The organism is Paenibacillus sp. Marseille-Q7038, from assembly GCF_965111595.1.
The window spans coordinates 105733-119178 of record NZ_CBCOOM010000001.1; the positions used below are offsets into that span (position 1 = coordinate 105733).

A 13446-nucleotide genomic window follows, 5' to 3' on the forward strand; every position below is an offset into this window, starting at 1 on the left:
AATGATTAGAGGATTGTTTGAAACACATCTCAATGTACTGGATCTGACACGATCTGCTGCATTTTATGAAGACCAGATTGGACTGGAACTCGCTCATACCGATAGCCGGGGTGCCCGGTTTTACTGGATTGGCGGAAAAGGAAATGCCATGCTTGGTTTGTGGAAGAAGGAGCCGCATGAAATTTTCAGGCAACACTTTGCTTTTGAGGTACCGCTGTCTGAATTTACAAAGACGATAGACACTCTCACTCAAAAAGGAGTGCTTCTGGGTAATTTTGTCGGTGACAAGACTGGCAGACCTTATGTTTTTGGCTGGATGCCTGCTGTCTCTATGTATGCAGAAGATCCGGACGGTCATTCAATCGAGTGGCTGTCCATGCTTCCAGGAGAAGCGAGACCAGAACTTGGCGTGATTCCATGGGAAGACTGGGATAAATTATAGTTTTAGAACGTGTATGAAAAACGCTCATGAATACACATGGGATGAGATCAAATAAATAAGAGCACGCGTCCCTTTTTTTGAGACGGGTGTTTTTTTAATATAAACGTTAAGGCTGTGGTAGTTCTGCCATAAGACAGTATTTCTCCAAGTTACTCCCTACCAAGAAAAACCACTTATAAGATTAACTTATATAATAGAAGAAACACGGATTTTTTCAAGAAATAAAAGATGGTTTTTAGTGATAAAGTTGAAAAATTAAAAATATCTATGAAAATCTTCCGTAAGGGATAGACGAGTGCAAATGATTTGAGTAGAGTGAGTAAAAAGAAAAGATAAAACGTGGATTGGATGCCCTGAAATAACGGAGGAAATCATATGGACAAATTACGTGAACACAGACAATATGCAGAGATAGATAAACTTGAAGGTTCGCGGGCTACTTACGAAAGAGACTATTCCCGCTTAATTCATTCACCGACGTTTCGCCGGTTACAGGGAAAATCCCAGGTATTCGGTGCAGGTACAGGTGACTACTATCGCACAAGGCTTACTCATTCGCTTGAGGTGGCGCAGATTGCAAGGGAAGCAGCTCGAAGTCTGCTCCGGAAATATCCTGATGCGGAGCTTGGCAGGGCAGATAACCCAGGGCTCGTCATTGACCCGGAAGTAGTAGAATGTGCTTCTATTGCTCATGATTTCGGACACCCCCCCTTTGGACATAAAGGAGAAGAAGTTCTCGATAGTATTTTAACGAACCTAGTTCAGGAGAAAACACAGTCCATTGTGGATGGAAATGGAACAGGCAAGGCATCACCAAACCAAGTGCATAAAGTAACCGGGGCCATGCGCAGAAAATATGAACATTTTGAAGGGAACGCCCATAATTTTCGGTTGATGATGTTCCTTGAAAAGCGTGAGAATATAGACGGATTAAATCTGTCGGATGCGGTGCTTCTCGGAGTTAATAAATACCCTTATCCCGGTATAGAGAACAAAAAAGGGATGTACCAACATGAGTGGCAATACATCAGTGAAATTCGCAGCGAGTGGAAAATTCCGAAAGGACAAAAAACACTAGAAGCCCAGCTTATGGACCTCTGTGATGATATTGCTTACTCTGCTCATGATCTAGAAGATGGAATTAAGGCAGGGAAAATCGAAGTTCATGAACATTTTTTGCATGACCCGCACATTAAACGGCTTATTGTTGATAAGATCATGACGCTCGATGATGCATTCTGGTTGGGGTGGACGAAAGAAGCCATTGAACCAAAGGTAGAAGAGGTACTGAGTAGTTTCCTGCGAATTTGGGAAGAAAAGATACCTGGCTGTGACCATGATTTTTCTCGTACCCGCCGGGAAGTAAAAGCATATTGGGTGAGCTTATTTGTTAGTTCCTTGGGGATTATTGATACCGGAGACTGGAAAAAAGTGACCTTCGTTAAGGAAGGAAAAGAGGATCTTGATATGCTCCGTACGGTGAGTGTGCTGAAAAGTTTTGCTTGGGTAACGATGATCAAAGATCTTAGAGTTCAGCGTCTGCAAAAAAGAAGTGAATGGATTCTCCGGCGCTTATGGTATGCATTTAACGATCCTTCTACTTCAAAATCGATCATTCCATCGGACTGGCTGCAAAGGTATGAGAAAGACCAGGCTCGTCCGAATCCAATATGGACCTGGGAACACATGATTATAGACTATATCGCGGGGATGACGGATGCCTTCGCTGAGAAAATATACAATGAATTATATGGTCTAAAAGTCGGCTCAATCTATGACCTGGATTAAATAATATTAAAAAACACTATTCATAGAGATATACTTGGTGTATATTGGATACAACCTCCATTTATGAAAAATTGAGGAATGAACTAAATATCGTGGAAACAGGTGTACGGTGCTATATGTAGCCGTACTTAATAGGGAAGACCGGTGAGATACCGGCGCGGTCCCGCCACTGTAACAGAGATGTAGCTTGCACTATGCCACTGGTTCATGAGATGAACTGGGAAGGCGCATAGCTTACGTATCTTCCTCTGGAGCCAGGAGACCTGCCTGTTTTGACAACACTGCTGTACCTACGGGAGATAGGAAGGTGTTAAGATGGCTACCTGTCTGATCAAGAACAAGGGGCGTCTTTACCCTAGGTAAGTAAGGAAACAGCAACGTTTTTACGTTACAAATGTAGACATCCGAGTTCTGCATTTCGTAAATAAAGACGGAAGAGTTCTCTAGGTGAAGACGTCCCTTTTTGCCATTCGTAACCCAACCGAAGATGAAACAAGTTATTCATATTATACCTATACGGAGGTAAGGAAATGAGTCAATGGATCAGTAGTAATCTAGGGTATCCGAGAATTGGTGCCAATCGTGAATGGAAGAAAGCACTAGAATCTTTTTGGGCAGGGAAAGTAAGTGAATCTGATTTTCTTGCAGAATTAAAAGGAATTCGCCTTGGCCATTTGCGACTGCAACAAGAGAAAGGAATCGATCTTATTCCAGTAGGCGATTTCTCACTTTATGATCATGTCCTTGATACAAGTACAATGTTTGGCATTGTTCCGAAGCGTTATGGGTACGAAGGTGGAGAGGTATCTTTGGATACTTATTACGCAATGGCTCGCGGTAACGATCAGGCAGCCGCATCCGAAATGACAAAATGGTTTAATACCAATTATCACTACATCGTTCCTGAACTCGCTGATGCGAATCCGTCACTAACGGTGAATCGTCCACTTGCCGCTTATTTGGAAGCAAAACAGGAACTTGGCATTGAAGGAAAACCAGTTCTTCTAGGACTTTATACTTTTCTTAAATTATCAAAAGGGTATGCAAACGATGAACTTCCTTCCCTTGTAGAACGTTTCCTTCCACTGTATTGTGAAGTGCTTTCCGAACTACAGCAGGCGGGAGTAGAATGGGTACAAATCGATGAGCCTAGCCTTGTTACCGATATTCCAGCAGAAGATTGGAAACAGATTGAGCGTATTTATGAAGAACTGAATAAGGTAGCACCTCAGCTTAAGATCATTTTGCAGACGTATTTCGAAGCAGTTGGAGATTATGAGAAAGTTGTGAGTCTGCCTGTTCAAGGTATTGGTCTAGATCTTGTTCACGGTGGCGAAGCGAATCTTGTACATATTCGTGAGCTTGGATTCCCGGAGAGCAAAGTTCTCGCTGCAGGTCTGATCGATGGTCGGAATATATGGAGAAGTGATCTGACGGAGCGCATTCAGGTGATAAAAGAGCTCGGTAAGATCGTATCCCCAGATCGATTGATCATTCAACCATCCAGCAGTTTGCTTCATACACCGGTATCTCTTGCAAAAGAGGATGCACTGCTACCTGTTCTGCGTAATTCGTTAGCTTTTGCAGAAGAGAAATTGGATGAAATTCAGCTGTTGGTGAAATGGGCGGCAGAAGATGAGAATGTCATTCAAGAAGCTTTGGCTGAGAACCGCAAGGCACTCACTGAACTGAAAACATCCGTATTCCGCAGTAACGGTACGGTAAGAGAAGCTGTAAATAATCTGGTTGAGTCTTCCTTCGTGAGAAAATCTGATTTCTCAGCAAGACATGCTGCTCAGCAGAAGAGATTTAATCTTCCTATTCTTCCTACAACGACAATCGGCAGTTTCCCACAAACCGCTGAAGTTCGTAAGGCGAGAAGACAATGGAGAAATGGGCAACTGGACAATCAGCAGTATGAAGCTTTTGTAGATGAGCAAACGAAAGAATGGATCGACATTCAAGAAGAACTAGGCCTTGATGTACTGGTTCATGGTGAATTTGAGCGGACAGACATGGTTGAATTCTTCGGAGAAAAATTGGGTGGATTTGCCTTTACAGCAGGAGGCTGGGTTCAGTCGTATGGTTCCCGCTGTGTGAAGCCGCCGATTATTTTTGGAGATGTTGTATATCAAGAGCCAATGACACTGAGAGAAACGGTATACGCTCAGTCCCTTACGAAAAAACCGGTAAAAGGGATGTTAACAGGACCAGTAACGATTCTGAATTGGTCGTTCGTTCGTACAGATATTCCGCGCAGTGAAGTTGCTTACCAGATTGGACTTGCACTTCGTGAAGAAGTTGAAGCACTAGAGTCTGCTGGCATTGAGATGATTCAAGTGGATGAGCCGGCACTTCGTGAAGGACTTCCGCTGAAAAAAGCCGATCATGAATCTTACCTGACAGATTCGGTAAAAGCATTTAAATTATCAACTTCATCCGTTAACGATACAACGCAGATCCATACGCATATGTGTTATTGCGAGTTCCATGATGTCATTGATTCAATCGAGGCGATGGACGCGGATGTTATTTCTCTGGAAACTTCCCGTAGCCACGGAGAATTAATTGAGAACTTTAAAACACAGACGTATGACAAGGGTATTGGTCTTGGCGTTTACGATATTCACAGCCCTCGTGTCCCTTCCGTAGAAGAAATGAAAGACGTTGTCGTTTCTGCACTGGATGTGCTTGATCCTGAACTGTTCTGGATTAACCCGGATTGTGGTCTTAAAACAAGAGGGAAAGAAGAAACAGTAGCAGCTCTTCGAAACATGGTGGCAGCTGCTGGAGAAGCACGGAACAAAATTCAAGTCCCTTCCTTATAAAAAATGATCTCGGCCGTTTTGTCTCACCGATAGTGGTGAGGCAGACGGCTTTTTTTATGCTTTGATGTTTCTCCTTCTTTTGGTGAAATTTGATTTTGTAGAAATGAGGTTGCTATACTGGATAAATTATAATTGTTATTTTTTAACGGGGTAGGATGCTAAGCAGAATATAGATAAACCAGGGAGTTGAGTATATATGAACCACCTCGGTTCTACATCATTGAAATTAGGAATTTTAGACCTCGTTCCCAAATTAATGGGCGTATCCGCCGAAGAGGCACTTCGACAGTCAGTTCATCTCGCGATAAAAGGAGAAGAGTGGGGATATACAAGATACTGGACCTCAGAACATCATAATCTTCCCGATACCGAATCTGCGAGTCCGGAAGTGCTGTTATCTCACATTGGTGCAAAAACCAATCGAATTAAACTCGGATCAGGAGCCGTATTGCTTCCTTATCATCATCCGATACGGGTAGCAGAGAATTATCATATGCTGGCTTCACTCTATCCCGGACGTATTGAGCTGGGTATCGGACGCGCTCCAGGAGGATCGGCACATTTATCAATGGCTCTTGCCGGAAATTATTTAGAGAAAGTAGCCAAATATCCTGAACTCATTAAACAGCTTCAAGATTTGCTTCACGGCAGATATAGCTTTGACGGGGAGCCGATTGTGGCTAAGCCAGTACCGGAGATTGCTCCTAGTCTGTGGCTGCTAGGGACCAATGTGAAAAGCGCGGAATACGCGGCTCAGTTTGGAACGGGTTATGTATTCGGTCAGTTTATGAGTGAACAGGATGCTACTGAGATGCTGCAAAAGTATAGAGAGCAGTTTATCCCCTCAGAGAATCTAGCAAAACCAATGGCGAGTATTGCAGTCAATGTGATCTGTGCTCCTTCTGCAGATGAAGCTCATTCCTGGAAAGAGGAAGCAATTATTTTGCACCGGAAAGCAACGGGCGGGATTGCAGAAGAACCTTCGTATCCTGTCATTATCGGAAATCCCAAACAGGTCAAAGAGGAGCTGCATGCGCTTGCCCAAGAAACAGGGTGTGACGAGATCCTAATCTTTACCCGTGTGGCATCCTATGAACAACGTCTATTATCCTATGGTTTATTAGGGGAAGAAATGAACAAAGGGTAATAGATATTCACTCTCTTCCTATATTATTGATCTTAAATTTAAAAGATAGATAATTGTACTTTTGCTATAGAGCAAATCTCTTTTTTATTACATAGAATAGAGTAATAAGGAAGGGAGTGAAGTGTATGCCAACATTCGATAGTATTAGTGTAACGGGAGATGCAGCAATTAATGGTCATCTTCAGGTGCTTGGGGGTACAACTTTACAAGATTTGAATACCCAAAACCAAACGATTCAGCAGGGCCTTAATGTGAATGGCAGCCAAACCATTGCCGGACATCTGCAGGTAAATGGGAGTGCAACCGTTTTGCAACATTTGGGTGCAGGACAAAGCCTAAGTGCGAATGAGAATGTGGTAGCTGGTTCCAAGCTCATGTCTTTAGGGGTTCCCGCCGTCCCGCCCGTCAGTGCCGCTCCAAGTGGTGTTAATTTCTATAATGCAACGAACAGCGGTCAGCCTGGTTTGGTACTGAAAGGAACAGACGGGAATAACTATGTCCTATTTATTGACGTGTCTTCCGGTACACCAACCATCGGTATTCATCGAGTTTAAAAATTTAAGCTGAGAGATTTTGTGTTTCACCTCTTTTTTAGGTGCTTTGCGTGTGCCTCCATGTAATCTTCGTGACGTGTAACAGCTTCTTGAACGGCCTCCAAATATGAAAAATGATGCTTCTTATCTGGTTCCAGATAAGTCCCCTCCGCCCATTCATTCCAAGCATTGATAAAAAGAAACTCAGATTGATATATAGAAGCAGCCCGGTTCATCTGTTTCGTTAAATAATAGCTGAATTTCTCGGGAGTAGACCCGATACAGCTTTGTCCACGGGCTCCAATTCGTGGGGTGTTATCCCAATTAACATAGGCACCTGGGAAAATCGTTTCACCGCTTCGATGCGGAGATCGGCCTAGTATCATTTCCCATACTCCGTCATAGTCAAATACGAGATGGTCCCCATCCTTGGTTTTAATATAACTCCAAAGATTTGCACTATACCCATGAGCAAACGTATAATGCGGTTCAAATTCTATACTTGCTTCAAAACCAGACTGCGGGGGAATCTCAAATCCCCCTAATGTTCTTGCGAAATAGATGCCTTCGAGACCACTTCTTAGGGCTAGTTGATTCCAAAACCGAAGCATTTCTTCACAGCGCGGAATCGCACCTGGACGATAGATAACAAATAAAGGTTTATTCTGAATCCGAATATATCGAGGGTCTTGAAATGCAGTCAGAAGTTCATCAAAATGTTCGGCCCAGTCCTTTTCATCTCCATAATCTTGGGGCATGAGGATTTCATTATTTCCGCCATCCCATTTACGTGTCCAAGGTTCATTAGCCCAAGAGAGACAGAAAGGAAAATCCGGTTCCCCCGATTTCAGTACAGACTGGAACGGCTTTTCGAGCAGACGCTTTCCCTTAAACCAGTAATGATAGTAGCAAAACCCGTATATGCCATGGGACCTGGCAGCATCTGCCTGCCATTTTCGAATCGAAGCATCCATTAAGTTATAATACAAATCTTTTAGCGGTTCTTTCGGCTGAGCATGTTTCTTATATAATGGTTTGTTTTTTCGCGTATTGGTCCATTCGGTGAATCCCTCTCCCCACCATGCATCGTTTTCATCAATCTGATGGAATTGAGGAAGAAAATAAGCGATCAGTTTCATATGGTACTCATCTCCTTTCCCTCTATCTAAATGTTCATATAAAGAGGTAAAGCCCCCTTTTAAAATACATAAATCACTGGCCCTCAAGAAGGGTATTCGTAAAATCCATGATCAGATGAAAAAAGGAATAGTCATACTCGCTTCGCACCAAAGCTCTGGAGCTGATTTTTCTTTTTTCCTCTGGATGTTCCCTATAGTACGTTACATGCGAGCTAAGTTCTTCAGGACAATGAAAAGAAACAAAGTCTTCTCCTGTTTTCATATAGATATCCAGATTAAAATCATGTTCTGCAAGCAAAAAGCCACCGCATGCCGCTATATCCAGTCGTCTTCGGTCATTCTCACCAAAATTTATGATGATGTCTGCTCCGTTGTAGAGCTGTTTAAGATCATGACTTGTTTCCGGTATCCAAGGTTCTACACCGGGAATGTCTCCCCAGTTATTGCCTATGGCGAGTATGCGCCCATCCGGAGTACTTCTATGAATGGCATCAAGATAGGGGGCTAAACGGGGTTCGTAATCTCCAAGAAGGAGCAGATCGGACTGTATATGTGCAGGTGCTTTTTCAGGAGCGAATAACTCAGGGTCAGAACCAAAGGGTAAGTAGATCACCTTTGAGTTCGTTGATTTTTGATACATGGGAATATGATTTGGATTCTGTGTAATAACGTAATCCCAGACTAGAGAATCATGAGACGTATTTAGGTAGGGAATAGGATCATGCATATCATTTAACCAAAGGACTGTCTTAAGGTCTTTAAGGTAAGTAAGCTGATGGGTAAGAGGCAGGTCTGTTCGATTTCCGACGACAAGGAGTATATCTGGTTGATATAGTGTTATTGCATTAATTAAGTTATCCTCAACCTTCAGCGGAAGTACCTCTTTAAAAAGCATACGTAAAGATTGCCTGAACCGGATCTCTGTTGAAGGTAACCCTGCATCGTTTTCCCAAAGTAACAGAAGTCGTAGTTTCTTAGCATCACGAATAGAAAGGGATGGTTTATTAGAGGGAGTAAGGGAATTAGCCGAGCTACGATTCTCAGGAAGAGGATGGTCCACCTGCACACCTAGATTAGGAATCTTCTGCGGAAAAGAGAGGACTTTAGAAGCTGTAGTTGTAGTTACCTTTGCTGTTTTTCGCTTTTTGGTGACAGCACGTTTTGTTCTGGGTGCAGCTGTTTTTTTATGCAAAGAAGATACCGACTTTTCATTTTTTTTCATGACTGGTTTCGTTCCTTTGTATTTCGCATTTTAAGGTAGTTTATGATGAATGACCGCTATGTTTCATGACACAAACCCAAAATAAGTGAAAAAGGTGATTATTTAGGCTAATTATATAGTGAGTAACTCACATTTTCACCTTCACATACCGACATATTAGAAAGAAGTTAATTAATCAAGGAGCTTTATCACAAAAAAACTCATAAAGAGAAGTGTGTTAGAGGCTTTCGGTAGGGGGAGAACCATTGTTTAAGATGAAAACAATAGGGCAGCGAATTACTTTTGTAATGGTAATGCTGTTAATCTATGTGATTGTGATTGGATTTGTTTCCATATTACAGACCAAGTCTATGGAGACCAATGCGAAGGATATTACTCAAAGAGTAATGCCTGCTATGAACCAAATCAGTAATGTCACATTCGCTGCCGAGCATATTCAGAAACTGAGTTATGATTATTACTTGGCAGAGGATGAGGCGAAGAGAAAAGCAATTGGAGAGGAACGATTACAGACGATTCGCTTTCTTAGCGACACTAGAAAAACGTATGAAGCTAATATTCCCAATGAAGAAATTCAAAAGCAATTCGATGTTTTTGTTACGGAGTGGGATGCTTACAGTAAAATCAATACGAGAGCCGTTGAAATAGTAGATGAAAATAATCCGAATTTGGCTTATGAAGTGTTGCTCAAATCAGAGAACTCCTATCGGAAGATGTTGGTTCAGTTATCGTCACTGGCTGCACTTAATCAACAAGAGGCAGATCAATCGACCGTAACCCTAGAAAAGAATTCACTTAAAGCGGTATGGGTCTTAAACTTAGGGATTTGCTTAATCATGATTGCTACACTTATTAGTAACTTTGTATTAATCCGTACACTAGTGAGACCGATTAAGAACATTGAGAAGAATGTACAATCTATCGCAGATGGAGACTTATCAGTAAAAGATATTTACCGGAAGAAAGAAGATGAACTCACATCGCTCGGTAGAGGGATTAATCAGATGAAGGCGAATCTGGTTGAAATCGTAAGTCAGATTGGGACCACATCTAAGCTTGTTGAATCGCATAGTAGAGATCTTGCAGTTACATCAGAAGAAGTGAAACTCGGAAGCCAGCAAATTGCGATCTCGATGGAGGAATCAGCAAAAGCAACCGAAAGTCAGGCAGAAACAGCCACTTCTGCTGCTAGAACGGTTGAATTACTTAATGAGCATATCCAGGATCATGCCTCTAAAGGAGAGCAACTTAAAGGCATGTCTGAACTTGTTCTTGAACAAGGAACACGCGGTAAACAAATTATGCTGAAGTCGATTGAACAGATGAACCAGATTGCGAACCGGGTATCCTCGTCGATGAACCAAGTGAACCATCTGGATAAGAGCAACGAGAGCATATACGAACTTGTTCATGTCATCCGCGAAATTGCAAGACAAACCAATCTATTATCTTTGAATGCATCCATTGAAGCAGCAAGAGCAGGGGAACATGGTCGTGGATTTGCTGTGGTCGCTGAAGAAGTAAGATCATTATCGGATGCGGTTCAGCAGACGGTGGGTCAGATTAACGAACTGACTTCTCAAATTCAGCACGACACGAGATCCGTTGTGGAGTCCCTTGAGAGTGGAGTGCAGGAAACAACGCGAGGAACACTCCAAATGGAAGAAGTGAATGATGCATTTGAACAGATCACGTCTTCGGTAGTTGAAATGGTGGCTGTCATTAACGAAGTGACAGCGGGTCTTGGAGGAATGCAGGAACTAAGCGGCGAAATGAACGATTTCAGCCAGCAGATTTCAGCCATTTCACAGGAGTCAGCAGCGGGTGTAGAAGAAGTGTCTGCATCGGCAGAGCAGCAAGTCGGATCGCTTGAAGTGGTAGCGGATCGAATTGTGAAGCTCAGAACATTGTCAGAGGAACTGCTCGCTTCCATCTCTAAGCTTCGGGTATAATAGAAGCTAGTATGTACAATGCGAGATGAGAAGGGATTTACGGTTACTCATGATCATTCACAATAAAAATAGAACGAGCGATACATTTTTATATACCTTTGCCTGTCACGAAAGTGAACAGGCTCTTTGTTTTCTAGAGTTGAAACGAATGCTGGGAATGCAGGAGGCTTTGGACAATTCATTTTATATAACGAATCACTGCATCGATCCTTCGCGAAGTCCTTTTCTTAAAATGAGAGTAGATATATTATTCTCGGCTTCTGATTTGGATGAATTGGTAGTGCTTGCCGAATCCATAGAACTAGAAGAGGGTTCCACTTTTAAAGTGTTGTATCTGAAAGAAGGTATTCCTTACCCTTATGACGAGCAAAGAAAACTAGAACGTGCGGTAGGGAGCCGGATTCAGGGTACAGCGAGAATGAAAAAACCGGACATTACACTTGGTCTCATACACTTGGAATCAGGATGGATGCTTGGTCTATGTCACGAAGCAGAGAGTGTGTGGCTAAATCACAAAAATAAACCTCATAATTATTCCACTGGACTCAGTTCCAGAGTTGCCAGAGCACTCGTTAATATCGCAGCGCCTGAAGCCGCGGGAGTAACGATGATTGATCCTTGCTGCGGGATGGGGAATGTCTTAATTGAAGCTTTATCCATGGGGATATCCATTCGGGGTAACGATATCAATCCGCTTGCGGTACAAGGAGCTCGTAAGAATCTTCGACATTATGGTTATGATGATACCCTGGTTACGCTTGGAGATATGACGCAACTCGAAGAAAAGGCTGATCGCGCCATTTTAGATCTACCCTATAATGTATGCTCCGTCTTACCGGTAGAAGAACAAATGCAACTGCTAAATCACCTTGGTAAGCTGGCTGCAGAAGCGGTCATTGTAAGTACACAGCCAATTGCACAGCAGCTCGAGCAGACCGGATGGAGAGTCGAAGACCATGTGACCACATCGAAGGGTTCTTTTGTTCGAGAAATCTGGTACTGTAAGAGGCAAACCGATAATCACCTTAGAGATTAAGGCTCTTTCGTTAAAAACAAGAAAAAACCCGCATCAAGAATATGTCTTGGGCGGGTTTTTGTATTTCTAATAAGAACGACGGTAATCGACTAGATTACGTGGAAGCGTTTCGTTCTTCACATAAGCTTTCAAGTTCTCTATAAATATTTCAAAAGCACGCTCCTTATAATAAGGAGTACTTCCGGCAATATGAGGTGTAATTAGTACGTTATCCATCGACCATAGGGGATGATCGCTTGGCAAGGGTTCTTCTTCAAATACATCGAGCGCAGCAGATGCAATCTTCTTGTCTTGTAAAGCTTGCAGCAGTGCTGCGGTATCTACGGTTGCGCCGCGACCGACATTGATGAAGCAAGCTTCTTTTTTCATAGCGGCAAAAGCCTGTTCATTAAATAAATGGCGGGTATCATCGGTAAGTGGAAGAATGTTCACCACATAATCTCCTTCAGCCAGAACTTCTTCAAAGCGATCCATAGAGACCATTTTGCTGACATGAGGGACTTCTTTACCCGATCTGCGAACACCAATCACATTCATGCCAAAAGCTTCGGCAAGTTTCGCTGTGGCCTTCCCAATCTCACCTACGCCAACGATTACCATCGTCTTGCCATGAAGTTCACTTATGTTATCTTCACTCGCATCCCAAGTGCTGTTAGACTGATTAACAGCCGCCCGTTTAAGATTACGAGATAAAGACAGCATCATACCAAGAATCATTTCTGAGATGGGAATCGCGTGAATTCCGCTTGTATTCGTAAGCAGAATATTTCGTTCTTCAAAAATTTCTTGAGGAAGATAATCTACACCGGCAGACCAAGTCTGCACCCATTTTAATTTGCTGTCTGGATGGAGTAATTCATCCGGGTTACTTTTTGGCCAACCCACCAGTATCTCTGCTTCTTGCAGGAGGGAGGGATCAAGCTCCTTTGCTTTGCCTGTAGTTATTGTATAATGAGGTGCTATATCTTGGATACGCTGCTGCTCTGTTTCTGTAAAAGAAATTAAACTAACAATGTTGCTCATTCGCGTAGATCCTCCTCGTTTTATGAATAGTTACAGTGTAGCAGATATTTGGGCAGGCGGGCAATTACAGCGGGGGAGTGCGCCGGATGTATACCATCTATTTCCTAACCTATATAATAGAAGAAAAAGATTTTTATATTGATTTAGAACACGCGTACTCCTTATAAAGAAACCTATTATATAGTAAGAAAAAAATTTTAACGTTAACTTAATAAAAGAAATGATCTATAAATATAGTTTGTTTACCCATTAACCGGAATAATAAAAAATGGTTTGTGTTACCATATTTTATAGATTCAGTGACTGTTAGCTTAAGCTTGATATCTCGTTCAATTG

The 13446-nt window shown here is 42.4% G+C and carries 10 protein-coding genes and 1 riboswitch; of the genes, 7 read left to right on the forward strand and 3 right to left on the reverse strand.

The annotated features are described in order from the left end of the window. Nucleotide 1: 1 nt before the first annotated feature. The 5 genes from ACWPWY_RS00540 to ACWPWY_RS00560 all read left to right on the forward strand — a co-directional run bounded on the left by ACWPWY_RS00540 (nt 2) and on the right by ACWPWY_RS00560 (nt 6759). Nucleotides 2-442, forward strand: a complete 441-nt coding sequence (locus tag ACWPWY_RS00540; protein WP_454189917.1) for a VOC family protein — start codon at nt 2-4, stop codon at nt 440-442. Between the two features lie 375 nt (nt 443-817). Beyond that, nucleotides 818-2230, forward strand: coding sequence for a deoxyguanosinetriphosphate triphosphohydrolase family protein (locus ACWPWY_RS00545; RefSeq protein WP_454189918.1), 1413 nt, complete (start codon nt 818-820; stop codon nt 2228-2230). Between the two features lie 83 nt (nt 2231-2313). Further along, a riboswitch (cobalamin riboswitch) is annotated at nt 2314-2515 on the forward strand. A 245-nt stretch (nt 2516-2760) separates the two neighbouring features. Beyond that, the gene (gene metE / locus ACWPWY_RS00550) at nt 2761-5058 is read left to right on the forward strand and encodes a 5-methyltetrahydropteroyltriglutamate--homocysteine S-methyltransferase (protein ID WP_454189919.1); all 2298 of its coding nucleotides are present in this window, start codon (nt 2761-2763) and stop codon (nt 5056-5058) included. A 196-nt stretch (nt 5059-5254) separates the two neighbouring features. Next, on the forward strand, nt 5255-6205 hold the full coding sequence (locus tag ACWPWY_RS00555; protein ID WP_454189920.1) for an MsnO8 family LLM class oxidoreductase: 951 nt from the start codon (nt 5255-5257) through the stop codon (nt 6203-6205). Nucleotides 6206-6330: 125 nt separating this feature from the next. After that, nucleotides 6331-6759, forward strand: a complete 429-nt coding sequence (locus ACWPWY_RS00560; RefSeq protein ID WP_191797075.1) for a hypothetical protein — start codon at nt 6331-6333, stop codon at nt 6757-6759. A 26-nt stretch (nt 6760-6785) separates the two neighbouring features. On the opposite strand, the gene ACWPWY_RS00565 is transcribed toward ACWPWY_RS00560, so the two are convergent. Together ACWPWY_RS00565 and ACWPWY_RS00570 are read right to left on the reverse strand one after the other, a co-directional pair. After that, a complete protein-coding gene (locus ACWPWY_RS00565; protein WP_454189921.1) occupies nt 6786-7877 on the reverse strand; it encodes a glycosyltransferase WbsX family protein in 1092 nt (363 codons plus the stop codon). A 73-nt stretch (nt 7878-7950) separates the two neighbouring features. After that, on the reverse strand, nt 7951-9099 hold the full coding sequence (locus ACWPWY_RS00570; protein WP_454189922.1) for a glycosyltransferase family protein: 1149 nt from the start codon (nt 9097-9099) through the stop codon (nt 7951-7953). 254 nt (nt 9100-9353) lie between these two features. Between ACWPWY_RS00570 and ACWPWY_RS00575 the strand changes: the two genes are divergently transcribed. Both ACWPWY_RS00575 and ACWPWY_RS00580 read left to right on the forward strand, forming a co-directional pair. Then, complete coding sequence (locus ACWPWY_RS00575; RefSeq protein WP_454192747.1) at nt 9354-11051, forward strand: methyl-accepting chemotaxis protein; 1698 nt, start codon at nt 9354-9356, stop codon at nt 11049-11051. Between the two features lie 49 nt (nt 11052-11100). Further along, a complete protein-coding gene (locus ACWPWY_RS00580) occupies nt 11101-12087 on the forward strand; it encodes an RsmD family RNA methyltransferase (protein WP_454189923.1) in 987 nt (328 codons plus the stop codon). Nucleotides 12088-12153: 66 nt separating this feature from the next. On the opposite strand, the gene ACWPWY_RS00585 is transcribed toward ACWPWY_RS00580, so the two are convergent. Then, the gene (locus ACWPWY_RS00585; protein ID WP_454189924.1) at nt 12154-13110 is read right to left on the reverse strand and encodes a D-2-hydroxyacid dehydrogenase; all 957 of its coding nucleotides are present in this window, start codon (nt 13108-13110) and stop codon (nt 12154-12156) included. Between the last annotated feature and the right edge of the window lie 336 nt (nt 13111-13446).